Origin of the sequence: Acidocella facilis ATCC 35904 (genome assembly GCF_000687875.1) — a bacterium.
Classification (GTDB): domain Bacteria; phylum Pseudomonadota; class Alphaproteobacteria; order Acetobacterales; family Acetobacteraceae; genus Acidocella; species Acidocella facilis.
In genome coordinates this window covers 105356-123734 of the sequence record NZ_JHYG01000007.1, presented here as the reverse complement: position 1 = coordinate 123734, position 18379 = coordinate 105356, and the positions used below count along the sequence as shown (strand labels likewise).

Annotated in this window: 19 protein-coding genes and 2 tRNA genes; 14 read left to right on the top strand and 7 right to left on the bottom strand. The window is 65.2% G+C overall.

The annotated features are described in order from the left end of the window. Positions 1–127: 127 nt before the first annotated feature. The 3 genes from T331_RS0110945 to T331_RS0110935 all read left to right on the top strand — a co-directional run bounded on the left by T331_RS0110945 (position 128) and on the right by T331_RS0110935 (position 2039). Positions 128–406, top strand: coding sequence for a hypothetical protein (locus tag T331_RS0110945; protein WP_008492546.1), 279 nt, complete (start codon positions 128–130; stop codon positions 404–406). A 227-nt stretch (positions 407–633) separates the two neighbouring features. Then, positions 634–1170 carry a peroxiredoxin-like family protein gene (locus T331_RS0110940; protein WP_155992689.1) on the top strand — a complete coding sequence of 179 codons (537 nt, stop codon included), beginning with the start codon at positions 634–636 and terminating at the stop codon, positions 1168–1170. Beyond that, positions 1170–2039: a LysR family transcriptional regulator gene (locus T331_RS0110935; RefSeq protein ID WP_026440041.1), complete on the top strand. Its 870-nt coding sequence runs from the start codon at positions 1170–1172 to the stop codon at positions 2037–2039. The genes T331_RS0110940 and T331_RS0110935 overlap by 1 nt, the downstream gene beginning before the upstream one ends. A gap of 180 nt (positions 2040–2219) precedes the next feature. Here the strand turns inward: T331_RS0110935 and T331_RS0110930 are convergent, their stop codons facing one another. Together T331_RS0110930 and mutT are read right to left on the bottom strand one after the other, a co-directional pair. Continuing rightward, positions 2220–2984: a competence/damage-inducible protein A gene (locus T331_RS0110930; protein ID WP_026440040.1), complete on the bottom strand. Its 765-nt coding sequence runs from the start codon at positions 2982–2984 to the stop codon at positions 2220–2222. Continuing rightward, positions 2981–3991, bottom strand: a complete 1011-nt coding sequence (gene mutT, locus T331_RS19210; protein WP_211248715.1) for an 8-oxo-dGTP diphosphatase MutT — start codon at positions 3989–3991, stop codon at positions 2981–2983. The genes T331_RS0110930 and mutT overlap by 4 nt, the downstream gene beginning before the upstream one ends. 51 nt (positions 3992–4042) lie before the next feature. Between mutT and T331_RS0110920 the strand changes: the two genes are divergently transcribed. The 4 genes from T331_RS0110920 to T331_RS0110905 all read left to right on the top strand — a co-directional run bounded on the left by T331_RS0110920 (position 4043) and on the right by T331_RS0110905 (position 6926). Further along, a complete protein-coding gene (locus T331_RS0110920) occupies positions 4043–5314 on the top strand; it encodes a glutamate-5-semialdehyde dehydrogenase (protein WP_026440038.1) in 1272 nt (423 codons plus the stop codon). A gap of 9 nt (positions 5315–5323) precedes the next feature. After that, a complete protein-coding gene (locus tag T331_RS0110915) occupies positions 5324–5941 on the top strand; it encodes a nicotinate-nucleotide adenylyltransferase (RefSeq protein ID WP_026440037.1) in 618 nt (205 codons plus the stop codon). Positions 5942–6048: 107 nt separating this feature from the next. Next, entirely contained in the window at positions 6049–6471 is a 423-nt protein-coding gene (rsfS, locus tag T331_RS0110910; protein WP_026440036.1) for a ribosome silencing factor, read from the top strand. Continuing rightward, positions 6468–6926, top strand: a complete 459-nt coding sequence (locus T331_RS0110905; protein ID WP_008492537.1) for a 23S rRNA (pseudouridine(1915)-N(3))-methyltransferase RlmH — start codon at positions 6468–6470, stop codon at positions 6924–6926. Before rsfS ends, T331_RS0110905 begins: the two co-directional genes overlap by 4 nt. A gap of 51 nt (positions 6927–6977) precedes the next feature. Here T331_RS0110905 and T331_RS0110900 read toward each other — a convergent pair whose 3' ends face one another. Then, positions 6978–7733, bottom strand: coding sequence for a transglutaminase-like domain-containing protein (locus T331_RS0110900; protein ID WP_081822217.1), 756 nt, complete (start codon positions 7731–7733; stop codon positions 6978–6980). Between the two features lie 316 nt (positions 7734–8049). Between T331_RS0110900 and gpmI the strand changes: the two genes are divergently transcribed. The 7 genes from gpmI to parE all read left to right on the top strand — a co-directional run bounded on the left by gpmI (position 8050) and on the right by parE (position 16968). Beyond that, a complete protein-coding gene (gene gpmI / locus T331_RS0110895; RefSeq protein ID WP_026440034.1) occupies positions 8050–9564 on the top strand; it encodes a 2,3-bisphosphoglycerate-independent phosphoglycerate mutase in 1515 nt (504 codons plus the stop codon). Between the two features lies 1 nt (position 9565). Beyond that, on the top strand, positions 9566–10753 hold the full coding sequence (locus tag T331_RS0110890) for a murein hydrolase activator EnvC family protein (protein ID WP_026440033.1): 1188 nt from the start codon (positions 9566–9568) through the stop codon (positions 10751–10753). 63 nt (positions 10754–10816) lie between these two features. Then, positions 10817–12190 carry a S41 family peptidase gene (locus T331_RS0110885; protein ID WP_026440032.1) on the top strand — a complete coding sequence of 458 codons (1374 nt, stop codon included), beginning with the start codon at positions 10817–10819 and terminating at the stop codon, positions 12188–12190. A 206-nt stretch (positions 12191–12396) separates the two neighbouring features. After that, positions 12397–12870, top strand: coding sequence for an RNA pyrophosphohydrolase (locus T331_RS0110880; protein ID WP_026440031.1), 474 nt, complete (start codon positions 12397–12399; stop codon positions 12868–12870). 45 nt (positions 12871–12915) lie between these two features. Further along, positions 12916–13575: a dienelactone hydrolase family protein gene (locus tag T331_RS0110875; RefSeq protein ID WP_026440030.1), complete on the top strand. Its 660-nt coding sequence runs from the start codon at positions 12916–12918 to the stop codon at positions 13573–13575. A 174-nt stretch (positions 13576–13749) separates the two neighbouring features. Next, positions 13750–14922 (top strand): patatin-like phospholipase family protein, encoded by a 1173-nt coding sequence (locus tag T331_RS0110870; protein ID WP_008492528.1) that lies wholly within the window; start codon positions 13750–13752, stop codon positions 14920–14922. Positions 14923–14994: 72 nt separating this feature from the next. After that, positions 14995–16968: a DNA topoisomerase IV subunit B gene (gene parE, locus T331_RS0110865; protein ID WP_026440028.1), complete on the top strand. Its 1974-nt coding sequence runs from the start codon at positions 14995–14997 to the stop codon at positions 16966–16968. Between the two features lie 67 nt (positions 16969–17035). Here parE and T331_RS0110860 read toward each other — a convergent pair whose 3' ends face one another. The 4 genes from T331_RS0110860 to T331_RS0110845 all read right to left on the bottom strand — a co-directional run bounded on the left by T331_RS0110860 (position 17036) and on the right by T331_RS0110845 (position 18137). Continuing rightward, the gene (locus tag T331_RS0110860) at positions 17036–17347 is read right to left on the bottom strand and encodes a cupin domain-containing protein (protein WP_026440027.1); all 312 of its coding nucleotides are present in this window, start codon (positions 17345–17347) and stop codon (positions 17036–17038) included. Between the two features lie 74 nt (positions 17348–17421). Beyond that, a complete protein-coding gene (locus T331_RS0110855; protein ID WP_008492525.1) occupies positions 17422–17691 on the bottom strand; it encodes an HU family DNA-binding protein in 270 nt (89 codons plus the stop codon). Positions 17692–17938: 247 nt separating this feature from the next. Then, positions 17939–18014 (bottom strand) — tRNA-Phe (locus T331_RS0110850). Between the two features lie 48 nt (positions 18015–18062). Further along, positions 18063–18137, bottom strand: a tRNA-Thr gene (locus T331_RS0110845). Between the last annotated feature and the right edge of the window lie 242 nt (positions 18138–18379).

Here is an 18379-nt window from a genome sequence, read left to right as displayed (position 1 = left end):
AGATGCCGGCCTGGATGCGGTTGATTCAGGCATCGAGTTCATGCCTCAACGGCATTGGCGCAGCCGGTCGTGAATGGGCCATCTCAGGGGCACCGGATCTTCCGGCCTCACCCACAGGAGAATTTCGATGTTGCGTTCACTTGCTTTCGCCGCTGCCATGTCCCTTTCCATGGCCGGCGCCGCCCTCGCCCAGACCAGCACCGGCATGAGCCATGATACGATGGGCAATAACGCCATGAGCCATGACAGCATGGGCAACAACGCCATGAGCCATGACAGCATGGGCAATAATGCGATGCAGCATGATGATATGGGCAAGACCAAAACCCAGGACAGCATGGGCAACGGCATGAGCCATGACAGCATGGGCAATAACAGCATGGGCCACAGCAGCAACAGCCAGTAACCGCCAGCACAGCGCCTCACGCCTTGGCGTGGGGCGCCGGAATGGGGACTCCCATGTCTTCTTGACGCTCCGGCGTCACTCTCAATACATAATACCCTACGCCACCCAGGAGGCCGACCATCGGCGATCTGACCCAGAAGCTGGATAGTCTGCGCGCAAGCCGGCGTGAAAATGCGGTCTGGGATGCGTCGTATCGCGAGCTTGTCGAAACCCTCGAAGCGGCCGGCATGGCGGAGCTGATCCTGCCCGAAGGGGCCATTTTCCCGGATTTCATGCTGCCGGATGCGCAGGGCGGGCTGGTCTCGCTCAACGGGCGGTTACGCCACGGGCCGGTGGTGCTTGGATTTTTCCGCGGCACCTGGTGCCCCTTCTGCAAGCTGATGCTCGAAGCCCTGGCCGAGGCGATGCCGCGCATCGCCGACATGGGCGCCTCGCTGCTTGCCCTTACCCCTGAAACAGGCCCCCTGCCCGCCGCCCTGCAAACCCGCCATGGCAGCCGGCTGGACGTGCTGTGCGATGTGGATTTCGGCGTCGGGCTGCAGGCCGGGGTGGTGTACCGGATTCCCCCCCTCTACCGCGCCGGGCTGATCGCCGCCGGGCTGGATATGGAGCTGCGCCACGGCAATGCCGCCTGGTGCCTGCCAGTGCCGGCGATTTTCATCATCACCCCGGATGGGCGCATCGCCCGGCGCTTCGTGGATATGGATTTCACCAAATGGCCGGAGCCAGAGGCCATTCTGGACGCGCTGGCGGGCCTGCGCTGATGGAACTCACCCAGGTCCGCTATTTTCTGGCCTTGTGCGAGACGCTGAATTTCTCGCGTGCCGCCGAGGCCTGCAACGTCACCCAGCCGGCCTTCTCGCGCGCAATCCAGAAGCTTGAGGAAGAGCTTGGCGGCGCCTTGATCTTCCGCGAACGTACCCTCACCCGCCTGACCGCTTTGGGCCAGGAGATGCGCCCGCATTTCGAGACGATGGTGGAGGCCGCCCAGGCCGCGCAGGCGCTCGCCCGCGCCCATCAGAACCCGGCCCCGCGCAGCCTGCGCATCGGGCTCGGCCCCGGCATCCCGGCCACGCCGATCACCGGCGCGGTGGCGGAGATTTTGCGCGTGCTGTCCGGCACCGAAATCCATTTCTCCGAGGCGCCATGCGGTACGCTGGTGGATGCGATGCTGGCCGACGCGCTGGATTGCGCCCTGCTCCCCGCCGACGCGCCGCTGCCCGAGCGGCTGAATCGCTGGCCGGTCTTCACCGACACCCCCCGGCTGATCTGCCCGGAAACCCATCCGCTTGCCCGCAAAAACCAGTGCGGCCTGGAAGATCTGGCAGGCGAAACCCTGCTGCTCAGCGATGAATGCGGCAATTTCGGCGAGGCGCTGGCGCGGCTGGCGGAACCGCCTTTGCGCACCCAGCGCCTGCGCGCCGGGCTGGGACAGATGCAGGAGCTGGTGCGCGCCGGGCTGGGCGTGGCCCTGCTCTCCGACCGTGCGGCGATCTCCCCGTCTCTGGCGGCGCGGGACTTCGTGGAGCCGGATCTGACCCGGCAGATTTTGCTCACCGCCGTCGCCGGCCGGCCGCTGCATCAGGCGGCGATGGGGTTTATCCGGCTCTGCCGGGCGAATGCGTTTGCGTAAAAATATTTAGGCGAAGGCGGCAAAGTCGCCGCCGCCAAAAGGATGAGGCGCTTTATCAGAGCAATATATGTTGAGGTTGACCCGGCAGCGTCAAGATAAACACATGAAATTGCACGTCAAAATAAAAATCAGAGGATCAAAGCAAAAAAGCTCGATGTCCCGGTTCAACCAGACCAGTCGTCAGCCCGGCTCGCCCTGCACCGGCTCCACGCCCTGGGCGCGGATCAGTTCGGTGGCTTGAATAATCGCCGCCTCGATGGCCGGCAGGTCGGTGCCCTTGGCAACCAGCGCAACGCCCCAGCCGCCATCGCGCTTGAACGGGTAGCTGCCAAGATCGAGCTGCGGGAACGCCTCCTGGATCGCCTCCAGCCCGGCGGCGATGCCGCCTTCCATCACCCCCATGCCGTGCACGGCCCGCATCCGGATCGCCTCGCCACGCGGCAGGGTGGCTTCCAGCGTCTTCATCATGGATTGCATGATCCGCGGCACCCCGGCCATCACATGCACATTGCCCATGGTAAAGCCCGGCGCGATGCTGGCTTCGTTCTTGATCGGCACGGCGCCGCGCGGCATCGTCGCCATGCGCTGGCGGGCTTCGTTGTAGCGCTCGCCCATATGGGCCTTCATCTCCTGGTCGGTTTCCTCATGCAGCTCCCAGGGCACGCCGAAGGCGGCGGCGATGCATTCGCTGGTGATGTCGTCATGGGTCGGGCCGATGCCGCCGGTGGTGAACAGCATGGTGTAGGCGGCGCGCAGCTCGTTCACCGCGCCGATGATCCGCGCAGCAATGTCGGGCACCACCCGCACCTCCTGCAGCCGGATGCCCAGGGCGGCCAAGCGCTGGGCGATGAACTGCACATTCACATCCTGGGTGCGGCCGGAAAGGATCTCATTGCCGATGATCAGGATGGCGGCGGTGGGGTTGCCGGCTTGTGCGTCGTTCATAGAAAATCCCTCAACATCGGTATCAGTGGACGGTCGGCGGCGGGCATCGGGTATTCGGCCAGATCCTGCGGCGCCACCCAGGCGAGTTTCTGCCCCTCGCGGCCGCGCGGCTCGCCCTGCCAGCGCCGGCAGAGAAACACCGGCATCAGCAGATGGAAACTGTCATAAGCATGGGAGGCGAAGACGAAGGGGGCGAAATCCTTAGGGTCGGTCTCCAGCCCCAGCTCCTCGCGCAGCTCGCGGGCCAGCGCGCCTTCCGGAGTCTCGCCTGGCTCCAGCTTGCCGCCGGGGAATTCCCAGAGCCCGGCCATCTTCTTGCCCTCGGGCCGGCGGGCCAGCAGGATGCGCCCCTGCGCGTCGATCAAAGCGGCGGCGACCACCAGCAAGGTTTTCGCCGCCTGTTCGGGCGGGGCCGCCTTGGCGTCCTGCGGCAGCTCGCGGGCCAGGGTAAAATGCTTCACCGGCAGCTTCTCGCCGGGGCGGCAGGAAAAGACGCGGTGGCCGTTATGGGTCTTGGTGAAGCCGAGATTGCGCAGCAGCGCCAGCGAACCGTCATTATCCGCCGCCACCACGGCGGAGAGATGGGTGATCGGCAGGCTGGCGAAGGCCCATTCGGTGAGCCGGCGCACCGCCTCCAGCGCGTAGCCCTGGCGCCAATGGGCGCGGCCGATCCAGTAGCCCAGCTCGGCGGATTTGCGGTCCTTGGAGAGTTTCAGCCCGGCGCAGCCCAGCAGCTCGTCACTGCTGGCATCGGTGATGGCGAATTGCTCGGCCCGGCCGGCTGCCCGGTCCGCCCCGGCCGCCTGGACCCATTCCGCTGCCTGCAGGGCGGGATAGGGAAAGGGCGCGTCCGGCACGCGCCGGCAGATGTCCCAGTCATTGATGAGACGATGAAAGGCGGCGACATCCCCCCCATGCAGCGGGCGCAGGGTGAGGCGCGTGGTGCGCAGCACCGGACCTGGCGGCAATGCGAGCCCGGGCATCAGCGAATCGAGGAGATCAGGCATGCTGAAGTCAGTGTAACCCGCAGTTGATCTTCCCGCCAGGACTGGGCAAGCATGTGCGCCATGAACGCTGAGTCCGAGACATTTTCGCAGACCATGGAGGAGATGGGCCGCCGTGCCCGTGCCGCCGCCGCCGCCCTGGCGCAGCGCCCAGCCGCCGCGCGCGATGCCGGGCTGCGCGAAGCCGCCTCTGCCCTGCGCGAAGCCGCCCCGGCGATCCTGGAGGCGAATGGCAAGGACATGGCCGCTTATAAAGGCTCGGCCGCGTTCGGTGACAGGCTGCTGCTGAACCCGGCCCGGGTGGAGGCGATGGCCAAGGGGCTGGAAGAGGTGGCGGATCTGCCCGACCCGCTGGCCCGCACCCTCTCCGAATGGACCCGCCCGAACGGCTTGCGCATCGCCCGCATCGCCCAGCCGATCGGCGTGCTGGGGATGATCTATGAGAGCCGCCCGAATGTCGGCGCGGATGCCGCCGCCATCGCGCTGAAATCCGGCAATGCCATCATTCTGCGCGGCGGCTCGGAGAGTTTCCATTCCGCCCAGGCGATCCACCAGGCGGTGACCGCCGGGCTGCGCGCCGCCGGGCTGCCGGCGGATGCGGTGCAGGTGGCGCCCTCGACCGACCGGCGCTTCGTCGCCGCCATGCTGGGGGCTGTCGGGCATATCGATCTGATCATCCCGCGCGGCGGCAAGACGCTGGTGGAGCTGGTGCAGCGTGAGGCCCGGGTGCCGGTACTCTCCCACGCCGAGGGGCTGAACCACACCTATATCCATGCGGCCGCCGACCCTGAGATGGCGCGTAGCGTGCTGGCCAATGCCAAGATGCGCCGCCCCGGCGTTTGCGGTGCCACCGAGACCTTGCTGATCGACGCCGCCATCGCCCCTTCCCTGCTGCCGGTGCTGGTGGAAGACCTCGCCAAGCTGGGCTGCGCCTTCAAGGCGGATGCGCAAGCGCGGGCGATCCTGCCGGCTCTGCCCGCCGCCGAAGAGAAGGATTTCGACACCGAATGGCAGGATGCGATCCTCACCATCGCCGTGGTCGACGGGCCGGAGGGCGCGCTTGCGCATGTGCGCGCCCATGGCAGCGAGCATACCGAGGCGATCATCACCCAGGATGAGGCGGTGGCGGAGGCTTACCTCGCGCGCTGCCCGGCGGCGGTAACGCTGTGGAACGCCTCGACCCAGTTCTGCGATGGCGGCGAGTTCGGCTTCGGCGCGGAAATCGGCATCGCCACCGGCCATATCCATGCGCGCGGGCCGATCGGGCCGGAACAGCTCACGACGTTCCGCTACGTGGTGCGCGGCACCGGCCAAACCCGCCCGTAACCCCGCCCCTTGCCCTTCAACACGCCAACCTATGGCCATCGGCACCGGCTGAAAATCGGGCTGCTCGGCGGCTCCTTCAATCCGGCGCATGAGGGGCATCTGCATGTGGCGCGCGAGGCGGTGCGGCATCTGGGGCTGGACCAGCTCTGGCTGCTGGTCTCGCCGGGCAACCCGCTGAAGCCGGCGAACGGCATGGCGAAGCTGGCGGAGCGCCTGGCGAGTGCCCGCAGGATCGCCGATGGCAGGCGGATCATCGCCACCGATATCGAGACCCGCATGGGCACGCGCTATACCCGCGACACGCTGCGCGGCCTCAAGCGCCGCTTTCCGCGCGTGCGCTTCGTCTGGCTGATGGGGGCGGATAATCTGATCCAGCTGCCGCGCTGGGGGCGCTGGCAGGAGATCATCCATGCGATGCCGATGCTCGTCGTCCCCCGCCCCGGCGCCACCCGCCAGGCGCTGGCCGGGCGCGCGGCAAAGCGCCACCAAAAAGATCGCCTTCCCGCGCGGGCTGGGTTATGTCTGGCGACAATGCGGGCGCCGGCCTGGATTCTCCTGCCCGTGCGGGAGAACGCGGCCTCGGCCACCGCATTGCGCCGCAGGATTTTAGAAGGAACGCAGCCATAACGCGCACGCCCACCCGCACCCCGGCCAGCCGGGGCGCCAAAACCACCGCCCCGCGTAAGCGCGCCGCCAAGCCGGCCGCCGAAACGGTCACCGACTCGATTGCCAGCATGCCCGGCACCCCGCGCAAGAAGGCCGCCATCGCCGGGCCGAAGCGCAAGAAGGCCGAGCCGAAGACCACCCCGGAATTTCTGGACAGGCTGCAGGCGGTCATCGTCACCACGCTGGAGGACGACAAGGCCGAGGAGATCGTCACGCTGGATCTGGCCGGCCGCGCCTCCTTCGCCGACCGCATGATCATCGCCACCGGCATCGCCGACCGGCAGATCGCCGCGATGGCGACGCATCTCTACGAGAAGCTGGCCGCGGCAGGGTTCCGCAAGCCGCTGACCGAGGGCGCGACCGGCACTGACTGGGTGCTGATCGATGCCGGCGACATCGTCGTGCATCTGTTCAAGCCCGAGGCGCGCACGCTCTACGGGCTGGAGAAGATGTGGTCCGCCGAGCTGGATGAGGCGGATAGCGAGGCTTGAGGCTGCTCGCCATCGGCAAGGCGCCGTCGAAGGCGCCGGAGATGGAGCTGTTTGCCCGTTACGCGAAACGCATCCGCCCCGCGATGGGGCTGGTGGAGTTCGCGGACGGGCAAGGCGCTCCCGCCGAGATCAAGCGCCGCGAGGGCGAGGCCATCCTCGCCGCGCTGAAGGCCGATGAATTTCTGATCGCATTGGATATGGATGGCGCGGCCCCGGATTCGCCGGGGCTGGCGAAGCTGCTGGCCGGCTGGCTGGAGCGGAGCAAAAAACTGGCCTTCGTGATCGGCGGAGCGGAGGGGCTGGACGCGCCGGTGATCGCCCGGGCCGGGGCCAAACTCTCGCTGGGCACCCTCACCTGGCCGCATATGCTGGTGCGGCCAATGCTGGCCGAGCAGATCTACCGGGCGCAGAGCATTCTGGCGGGGCATCCTTATCACCGGGCCGGACGGCCTTGAAATTTTAAAGGTTTTTTGGTGCCGCATTTTTTCAAAGAGGCGGCGAAAGCTTCAAGCCTGCACTTCATCCGTCCAGACGCGGAATCCATCCAGCGTATGGGCGCCGAAATGGGTGGTGATGGCGGTATCCGCCGCATCCATGCCGCGCGCGACCAGCACACGTCCAATCCGTGGAATATTGTGGCGCGCATCGAAGGTCAGCCATTGGCCGCCGATATACGCCTCGAACCAGGCGGAGAAATCCATCGGCGCGGGGTCTTTCGGCACGCCGATATCGCCGAGATAGCCGGTGCAATAACGGGCTGGAATGTTCATGCACCGGCAGAGTGTCACCGCCAGATGCGCGAAATCCCGGCAGACGCCGACACGCTCCTGATAGGCCTCGAAGGCGGTGCGGGTGTTGCGGGCGAAATGATAGCCGAATTTGATATGTTCATGGGTGAAGGCGCAGATCGCCTGCACGCGGTTCCAGCCGCCGATCACTGGGCCAAACCGCGCCCAGGCGATTTCCACCATCCTGTCGGTCTCGCAATAGCGCGAGCCGAGCACGAAGCGCAGCGTCTCGTCCGGGAGATCGGAAATCTCGTGCTGCCGGGCATCGGGGACGCAAAGATCTGGCGTGCCGGGGTCATCGATCAGCATGTCCGCACTCAGCCGGATCTGCCCGGCGGGTGCGACAAAACGCGAGACTTTATTGCCGAACCCATCACGATACTGACTGACCGATACCGGCGGATGAATGGCGAGCTTGTCAGACCCGGCGAGGTCGGGCACGCGTGACTCATGGATGCTCAGATGCGCGATCATGGGCGTGGGCTGAGGGTGAGATACGATAATCTCGTAGCCAAGGTGGATGCGCATGAAACCTCACGTTCGTTCAATCGGTTTCGTTCAATCGATATGGGGCGCTGTCAGGCGCGGATGAGCCAGCCCGGCCGCGTTGTAATCTGTGTTTAACGGTGAGGGTAAAGCGAGCTGAGCATGGGGCGACGTGGCATGGAAGGGTACAACGATGCCAAACCGGGGTTTTTTTGAATTGCGGCGCACTTCCCTGGTGCCCAGCATGGCCAAGCGGGCGGGAGTTTCATAAAACATCCGCGGAACGCTTATGTTAAGGACTGAAATGGCCAAGAAACCCGTGATGCTGGTGATCCTCGATGGCTTCGGCTGGAACGAGTCGCCGCAGGACAATGCCGTCGCGCAGGCGAATACGCCGCATTTCGATGCGCTCTGGGAGACCTGCCCGCGCGCCTTTCTCACCACTTCGGGCCGGGTGGTCGGGCTGCCGAGCGGGCAGATGGGCAATTCCGAGGTCGGGCATCTGAATATCGGCGCCGGGCGGACGGTGATGCAGGATCTGCCGCGCGTCGATGCCGCCATCGAGGATGGCGCGCTGGCCAGGAACGAGACGGTGCAGGGCTTCATCGCGGCGCTGAAGAAGAGTGGGGGCACCGCGCATCTGCTGGGGCTGGTCTCGCCGGGCGGGGTGCATTCGCACCAGGACCATGCGGTGGCGCTGGCGAAGATTTTGCACGAGGCGGGCATTCCCGTCATCGCCCATGGCTGGATGGATGGGCGCGACACCCCACCCCAGGCCGGGCTCGGCTATATGGAAAAATTCCTGGCCGGGCTGGGCGAGAGTGCCAAGCTGGGCACGCTGGTCGGGCGCTATTACGCCATGGACCGCGACAAACGCTGGGAGCGCGTGCAACAGGCTTATGAGCTGCTGGTGGATGCCAAGGGCGCGCATTTCCCCAGCGCCGAGGCGGCGATCCAGGCCAGCTACGAGGCTAAGATCACCGATGAGTTCATCAAGCCCGCCGTGATCGGCGATTATGGCGGGATCAAGGATGGGGATGGGGTGATCTGCGCCAATTACCGGGCGGACCGGGTGCGCGAGATCCTCACCGCGTTGCTCGACCCGTCCTTCGACGGCTTCCAGCCGCGCCAGCCCAAGCTGGTGGGGGCGGTGGGCATGACCGCCTATTCGGACGCGCTGGCGCCGTTCATGCAAACCATCTTCGCGCCGCAGCGCATGGATGATCTGCTGGGCGGAATCGTCTCCAAGGCCGGGCTGAAGCAGCTGCGCATGGCCGAGACGGAGAAATATCCGCACGTGACCTATTTCTTCAATGGCGGGATGGAGACGCCCTTCCCTGGCGAAGAGCGGATCATGGTGCCTTCGCCGAAGGTCGCCACCTATGATCTGCAGCCGGAAATGTCCGCGCCGGAGCTGACCGAGAAGGCGGTGGCGGCGATCAAGACCGGGACGTTCGACATGATCATCCTGAATTTCGCCAATCCGGACATGGTCGGCCATACCGGCTCGCTGCCCGCCGCGATCAAGGCGGTGGAGACGGTTGATGCGGGCTTGGGTAAGATCTGGGCGGCGGTGCAGGCGCAGGGCGGGGCGATTCTCGTCACCGCCGATCACGGCAATTGCGAGATGATGCGCGACCCGGAGACCGGCGGGCCGCATACCGCGCACACCACCAATCCGGTGCCGGTGCTGATCGCTGGCGGGCCGGCGGGGATCAAGCTGCATGACGGCATTCTGGCCGATATCGCGCCGACCCTGCTGAAGCTGATGGGCGTGGCGCAGCCGCCCGCGATGACCGGCAAGCCGCTGTTCGGCTGAGGTGAGGGTTAAGCGTCTCCTGCAAAATGCGGGGCTGGCCACGCTCTGGCTGGGCTGCGCGGCCCCGGCCTTGGCGAAGGAGCGCCATCTGGCTCCGCACCACCAGGACAGCGCCGACGCCGCCAAGCTGAAGAAAGAGCGCGCTGCCGCCGCCGCCGCGATCAAGGCGCATCAAGCGGCGGAAGCGGCGGCGGCGGCGCACCAGAAGGCGGTGGAACAGAAAGCCGCGGCGCTGGCGCAGCAGCAGGTGCAGGCCGCCGCCGCCTTGCGCGGGCTGGAGGACCAGACCTCCAAGGATGCCAACCAGCTCGCCATGCTCACCGCCGCCCAGAATGCCGCCGCCGCCCGGCTGGACCAGGCGCAGGCGGCGCTGAAGGCGCTGCTGCCGGTGATGCAGCGCCTCTCCGCCGCGCCCGCCACCACGCTGCTCGCCGCCCCGCAATCGCCGGTGGACAGCGTCCGCGGCATCGCCATTCTGCAAGGGGTGGCGCAGGAGGTCTCCGACCAGGCGCGGGCGGTGAAAACCGAGACCGCGACCCTGACCAGCGCCATTACCCAGGCGCAAGCCGCGCGCGAGGCGCTGGATGCCGCCGTGGCCGCGCAGCAGGCGGCGGAGGCAAAGCTCTCCATGGATATCGACCAGGCCAGGCAGGATGAGCAGGATGCGGCGGACCAGAAGGTGGCCGAGGCCGCCGCCGCCGCCAAGGCCAAGCATGAGCTGACGGATCTGGACCAGGCCATCGCCAATCTGGTGCCGAAAACCCCAGCCCCGGCGACTCCTGTAAACCTGCCCAGCGGCGGGGCGGGCGCGCCGGTGGCGGGGCATATCATCCAGCCCTATGGCGCCGCCACCGTGGCCGGCCCGGCCACCGGCATTTCCTACGCCGCCGCCCCGGGGGCACGCGTCACCAGCCCGTGCAACGGCACCATTCTCTATGGCGGCCCGCTCTCGGGCTATGGCCAGGTGGTGATCGTGGATTGCGGCACCAGCCTCTCCGCCGTGCTGGCGGGGATGAGCCATCTCGACGTCTCGCAGGGCCAGCGCATCGCCCATGGCCAGCCGCTGGGCAGCATGCAGCCCTTCAGCGCCGCCGATCCCACCCGCCAGCCGCGCCTCTATGTGGAGCTGCGCCGGGGTGGTGAGCCGGTGGACCCGACGTCCTGGCTGGCTTCCGGCCACTCTGGATAATCCGGGCGGGATGCTATCTAATAGGGCCAGGGCGATACGCCCGGCGTTTGAAGGGATAAATATATGCGTTTGCGCGGTGGTTTGATGCTCGGCGGGGTTTTCGTGGTCGGTCTGGCCGCCGGATCGCTGACACAGCCCCTCTCCCGCGCCTTCGGCGACAACGCCCCGAGCGACAGCACCTATCAGCAGCTCTCGCTTTTTGGTGACATATTGTCGCAGATCAAGCAGAACTACGTGATCGACCCGCCGACCGACAAGCTGATCTACAATGCCGCCAACGGCATGCTCTCCGGGCTGGACCCGCATTCCAGCTACATGAATGCGCAGCAATATTCGGACATGCAGGTGCAGACCTCCGGCCAGTTCGGCGGGCTGGGGCTGGAAGTGACCGAGGCCAGCGGGCTGCTGAAGGTGATCACCCCGATCGACGGCACGCCTGGCCAGAAGGCTGGGATCAAGCCGGGTGACATCATCGTGGAGATCGACGGCCACGCCACCGAAGGGCTGTCGCTGGATGATGCCGTCTCCAAGATGCGCGGCGCGCCGGGCACGCAGATCACCCTCACCTTGAAGCGCAACGGCGTGAACACGCCGGTGCATGTCACCCTCACCCGCGAGATCATCAAGATCGACGATGTGAAGAGCAAGCTGCTCACCAGCACCGCCGGGCCGGTCGGCTATATCCGCCTCGATAGTTTCGATGAGAATGCCGATGCGCATATCCGCGCCGCGGTGAAGAGCCTGAACAAGCAGGCGCATGGGCCGATCCATGGCTATATCCTGGATCTGCGCGACAATCCCGGCGGGCTGCTCGACCAGGCGGTGGCGGTGTCCGATGATTTCGTCACCAGCGGCGAGATCGTCTCCACCCATGGCCGCCATTCGGAGGACGACCAAGCCTGGTACGCCCAGGGCAATGACATCACCAATGGCGCGCCGATCGTGGTGCTGACCAATTCCGGCACCGCCTCGGCGGCCGAAATTGTCACCGCCGCCCTGCAGCAGAACCGCCGGGCGCTGGTGCTGGGCACCAAGACCTTCGGCAAGGGCTCGGTGCAAACGATCATCCCGATCGACAATGAGGGTGCGCTGCGTCTGACCACGGCGCTGTATTTCACCCCGTCGGGCAAGTCGATCCAGGATTACGGCGTGACCCCGAACGTAACGGTGGCGGACAGCGCCACGCCGGAGGACAGCTTCGCGCAGCTGCGTGAGACCGACCTGCTGCACGCCTTCACCAACCCGACCCAGCAGAAGGCCGCGTCACTGCCGCCGCCGCTGCCGCTGCCGCCGGTGGCCGCCAGCATCCCCAGCAAGCCGCCCGCCAACTGGCCGAAATTCGACCCGACCAAGCCGGCGACCGACTTCCAGCTGCAGATGGCGCTGAAGCTGATTGCCGACATGAAGCCCGCCTCGACGACGACGGCGGCAAACTGACAAAGTTTTTTGGGGCCGCTGGCGCGCCGATGAGCAAGCAGCCTTGCTGCTGTCTCTGAATCGGCCCGCCCAGCGCGGCTCAAAAATGCGGCGAAAACGCCGGGGCGGAAGCAACCAAGTTGCCACCACCCCAGACGTTCTGTGGCCCTTTTTGAAAAAAGGGCCACACCCCAAAAACTTTTGCAAATTTTAGGTGAGACGCCGCGATGACCGAGAAATCCTCCCTGCCCTATCGGCTCAATGTCGGCGTTGTGCTATTCGCGCAAGACGGGCGCGTTTTCGTCGGCAAGCGCAAGAACTACCCCGATGCCTGGCAGCTGCCGCAAGGCGGCGTCGATGAGGGGGAGGATCCGCGCGCGGCGGTGCTGCGCGAGATGAAGGAAGAGATCGGCACCGATAAGGCGGAGATCATCGCCGAGCATCCGGACTGGCTGGTCTATGACCTGCCGCCGGCGCTGATCGGGGTTGCCTGGAAGGGCAAATATCGCGGCCAGCGGCAGAAATGGTTCGCGCTGCGTTTCACCGGGCGCGACGAGGATATCGACCTCACCGCCGATGCCCATCCGGAATTCGAGGATTGGCGCTGGGTGAAACTATCCGAGCTGCCGGCCCTTGCGGTGGCCTTCAAGCGCGACATCTATGAGACGCTGGCGCGGGATTTCGCATCCCTCGCCGGCTGAACCGCCCGCCAGACCACCGCCAGCCAGAACAAGGATCACCCGCCGATGATGACCCTCACCGCCGCCGACGGCCATAAATTCCATGCCTATGAAGCCGGCAACGTCAACGCCAAGCGCGGGCTTGTCGTCGTGCAGGAGATTTTCGGCGTCAACCAGCATATCCGCAATGTCGCCGAGCGCCTGGCCGGGTTCGGCTACCGGGTGCTGGCACCGGCGATGTTCGACCGCGTCACCCCCGGGATCGAGCTGGGCTATGACCAGGAGGGCATCGCCGAGGGGCGGGCGCTGATGCAGCAAGTAACCCCCGAACAGGCGCTGCTGGATTTGCAGGCGACCGCCGCCGCCTTCGGCGAGGGCGAACCTGTGGGCATCATCGGCTATTGCTGGGGCGGCAGCCTGGCCTGGGACGCGGCGACGCGGACCAAGGGCTTCAAGGCCGCCAGCTGCTGGTATGGCGGCGCCATTGCCGCCAACAAGGACGCCAAGCCCAATTGCCCGGTGCAGATGCATTTCGGCACCGAGGATCACGGCATTCCGATGAACGACGTGCAGGCGATCAAGGCGGCGCAGCCGGGGGCGGATGTGTTCGTCTATGAAGGCGCGCAGCACGGCTTTGGCTGCGAGGCCCGGGCCAGCTATAGCCGCAAGGATTGGGAGCTGGCGGAGCTGCGGGCTCTGGCGTTTTTCGCCGAACATCTGCGCTGAGATCTCCTGCGTCGTAGAAGCGGCCGCCCTGGCGCCAGGGCGGCCGTCATGTCATTGATCCTTCTCGCATGGCCGGTTTGACAGATCGCCCTGGGATGGCATGATTTTCTTGCCAATATAAGCGTTGCCTTAAATATTCGAGACCATTCGTCAGCCGAGAAGGATTGACCGCCCATGGACATGCTCTCCGATCCCAAACGCCCGCATCGCCGCCCGCTGGACCCGATCGCGCCGGTCGCCCGGCCGAAGGGTTGCGATGTGGTCGGGCTGGTGCTGCAAGGTGGCGGCGCGCTGGGGGCGTATCAGGCGGGCGTCTATCAGGCGCTGCATGAGGCCGGGCTGGAGCCGGACTGGGTGGCGGGGGTGTCCATCGGCGCCGTGAACTCCGCCATCATCGCCGGCAACAAGCCCGAGCACCGGCTGGAGAAGCTGGAAAAATTCTGGATGGATATCACCGCCCGGGACCCCTACACCACCTGGTTCGAGGGCGATAATGCCCGCAAGCTGCGCAATGGGCTCTCGGCCATGCATGGCATGTTTTTCGGCCAGCCTGGCTTCTTCCGCCCGGTGCCGGCCTCGGGCTTCTTCGCCCCGCGCGGGGCGCGCTTCGCCACCGCACTGTACGATACCGCGCCCCTGCACCGCACGCTGGAAAAGCTCGCGGATTTCAAGCTGATCAATGAAGGCCAGATCCGCCTCGCGGTGGGGGCGGTGAATGTCGAGACGGCGAATTTCGTCTATTTCGACAATGCCGAGCGCGATCTGGAGCCCGAGCACATCATGGCCTCCGGCGCGCTGCCGCCGGGGCTGCCGATGGTCCGGATCGGGCGGCACCATTACTGGGATGGCGGGCTGGTCTCCAACACCCCGCTGCAGCATCTGCTGGATAATATCGGCTCGCAGAACCTGCTGGCCTTCCAGGTGGATCTGTTCTCCGCCCGCGGCGAGGTGCCGCGCGACATGCCGGAGGTTCTGGCCCGGCAGAAGGACATTCAGTACTCCTCGCGCACCCGCACCACCACCGACCATTTCCTGCAGACCCACCGGCTGAAACAGGCTTTGCGCGACGCGCTGGGCAAGGTGCCGGATAATGAGCTGACCAGCGAGCAGAAGCAGATGAAATCCGATCTGCGCCAGCTGCCCGAGATCAACATCATGCAGTTGATCTACCAGCAGAAAGCCTATGAGGGGGATGCGAAGGATTACGAGTTCAGCCGCATCTCCATGAAGGAGCATTGGCGCTCGGGCTATTACGACACCCGCAACACGCTGAACCATGGCGACTGGTTCAGCTTTACCGGGGAGCCCGGCATTCGCTCTTACGATCTGCACCGGGTGGGCGAATAGGGGGCCCCTCTTGCCTGCGCGGCACCGGCCATGGCAACCAAGACGCCCGGTGCAGCGTAGGAGTCGGCCGCGTTGAGTAGTGACCTGTTCGAGACCATCCCCGCCAAGGACAGCTATGGCGCGAAGGATATCGAGGTGCTGGAGGGGCTGGAGCCCGTCCGCCGGCGGCCTGGCATGTATATTGGCGGCACGGATGAGAACGCCCTGCACCATCTGGCCGCCGAAATTCTCGACAATTCCATGGACGAGGCGGTGGCCGGCCATGCCAGCACCATCGAGATGCGGCTGGATGAGGGCAACCAGCTCACCGTCCGCGATAATGGCCGGGGCATCCCGGTCGATCCGCATCCGAAATTCAAGACCAAATCCGCGCTGGAGGTGATTTTCACCACGCTGCATTCGGGTGGCAAATTCTCTGGCAAGGCCTATGCCACCTCAGGCGGGCTGCACGGCGTGGGCTCCTCGGTGGTGAACGCGCTCTCCTCAAGCTTCACCGCCGAGGTGGCGAAGGACCGCAAGCTGTACCGCCAGAGCTATGTGCGGGGCGTGCCGCAGACCAGGCTGGAGGAAGTGGGCGCGGCCCAGAACCGGCGCGGCACCACCATCGGCTTCGTGCCGGATACCGAGATTTTTGGGAGCCTGAGATTCTCCCCCGCCCGGCTGTTCAAGCTCTGCCGCTCGAAAGCTTATCTGTTCCGGGGGGTGAAGATCCGCTGGAGCTGCGATCCCAGCCTGCTGAAATCCGACTCGGAGGTGCCGGCCGAGGCGGAGCTGCATTTCCCCGGCGGTTTGCGCGATTCGCTGGCGGCCGAGCTGGGCAGCGCCCCCCTGGTGCTCCCGGAGATCTGGGCCGGGGAGGCGAAATTCGCGCCGATCGGCGGCCAGGAGCAGGGCAAGCTGGAATGGGCCCTGGCCTGGCTGGAACAGGGCGAGAGCAGTGTGGACACGTACTGCAACACCGTCCCCACCCCGCTGGGCGGCACCCATGAGGCCGGGATGCGCGCCGCCCTGCTGAAAGGCCTGCGCGCCTGGGCGGAGACGCGCGGCAATAAGCGCGGTGCGGCGATCATCGCCGAGGACGTGTTCGGGGGCTTGCGGGCCAAGCTCTCGCTCTTCATCCGCGATCCGCAATTCCAGGGCCAGACCAAGGAGAAGCTGACCACCCAGGAAGCCACGCGCCTGACCGAGACCTCGCTGCGCGACCGCTTCGACCATTATCTCGCCGGCGACCCGGCCAATGCCGATAATCTCCTGGCCTATGTGGTGGACCGCGCGGAAGAGCGCATCCGCCGTAAGGAGTTGAAGGACACGCCGCGCAAATCCGCCACAAGGCGGCTGCGCCTGCCCGGCAAGCTGGCCGATTGCGCCACGGAAAGCGCCGAGGGCACCGAGATCTTTCTGGTCGAGGGCGATTCCGCCGGCGGCTCCGCCAAGCAGGCGCGCAATCGCAACTCCCAGGCGATCCTGCCGCTGAAAGGCAAGATCCTGAATGTCGCCTCCGCCTCGGTGGAGAAGCTGAAGCAGAATCAGGAGCTGAAGGATCTGATCGAGGCGCTGGGCTGCGGCACCGGGACCGCTTTCAACCGCGCCAATCTGCGTTATGAGCGCATCATCATCATGACCGACGCGGATGTGGACGGCGCGCATATCGCCTCGCTGCTGATGACGTTTTTCTACCGCGAGCTGCCGGAGCTGATCCGCCACGGCCATGTCTATCTGGCGCAGCCGCCGCTCTATCGCCTGACGCAAGGGGCAAAGAGCATCTATGCGATGGACGATGCCGCGCGCGAAAAGCTGATGAAAAACTTCAAGCCCGGCAGCAAGGTGGAAATCAGCCGCTTCAAAGGGCTTGGCGAAATGCCCCCCGCGGTGCTGAAGGAAACCACGATGGACCCGGCCAAACGCACGCTGCTGCGCATTGTCGCGGCCCCTGAGGCGCGGGCGGAAACCTCGACGCTGGTGGATAGTTTGATGGGCAAGCGCCCGGAACTGCGCTTTCAATTCATCCAGGAAAACGCGGGCAAGGTGGAAGAGCTGGATATCTGATCAAACGCCGCTGGTCGCAACCGGGACGGCTTCGCACCTGTCCCGTTATGGGACGCTTTATGTGGCGTCAGCTTTTGAAATTCACTTCGTAAAGCATGGTGTCGGTTGCAAACCAGGCTTCGTGCCAGGCATTCGCCTCGAAATGAATCACCACGCCGGGGCGAAGCGCGATCTCGCCCGATTCGCAAACCAGCCAGCCCTGCCCTTCTGAAATCAGCACGAACTGCTCGAAATCATGGGCGTGGCGCGCGGCATGGGTGCCGGCTTTCACCGCCACGCGTTTCAAATCGCCTCCCGCCCCGGGGATCAGCCGGCGATCCGCCTTCGCATCGCCATAAGGTGCGACATCGTTCCAGGCATAATGCAAGGTTTTCGGCATCTTCATACCCCCGGCGCAGCGCATAAAAAAACCCGGACCAGGTCCGGGTTTCTTTATCGCAAATGCAGGTGCGATCAGACCAGCTTCTTCAGCGTCGGGGAGGCCTTGAAGCGCACGGTCTTGCCGGCCTTCACCTTGATCTCCTCGCCGGTGCGCGGGTTCACGCCCTTGCGCGCCTTAGTCTTGCGGACGGTGAAGGTGCCGAAGGACGGCAGGGTGAACTTGCCGTTCTTCTTCATTTCCTTAACGATCGCTTCGATCAGAACGGTAGCCGTACGGTTCGCGGCAACGCCGGTGATCTCGGCGGTTTCCTGAATGACCTCGGCAATGAACGCTTTTGACATTATACGCGCCTTTTCCTGTTGATCGGTCTGGCCGGAACGTCCGCGACCGAAGATTCTATGTTCAAACCAGGGACTCTTTGAATTTGCCCGGCTGGATGCGAAATATCTAGCCTTGGCCTGCGGAAAAGACCAGCCTTAAACCCCCTCGGGAGAAAGGTTTTTTCAAAAAAAGCGTGGCGCTGCGTCGCAAAAAATCGTTGCCACACGAAGCAATGCAGATTCGGCCGAGTTCAGAGGGGAGGGAAAATGGTGCCCAGAGCCGGAATCGAACCAGCGACACTGCGATTTTCAGTCGCATGCTCTACCAACTGAGCTATCTGGGCCCTTGGTCCAGGCTGCCTAACCGATTAGGCCGCCCCGATCAAGTTCGCTGGTGCTGTCACTGGGAATTGAACCCAGGACCTCTTCATTACCAATGAAGTGCTCTACCCCTGAGCTATGACAGCGAAACCCGCGAAGGTGCGGCGCTTCCTAGCTTGTTGCCGTTGGGCCTGCAAGTCCCGCGCGGGAAGTTTTTCTGTCATCATCCGCTACGGGTATATTTTCCTGTGGAAAATCGGCATCCTAGCCTCTGGCAATGCGGCCTGGCCGGCGGAAAACCGCCAGTTTGGGCCGATCCGGCGAGCAGCGTGAAAAAGGCCGTCGGGGTGCCCCGCCGGCCAGATCACAGACATGCCGGCCCGAATCG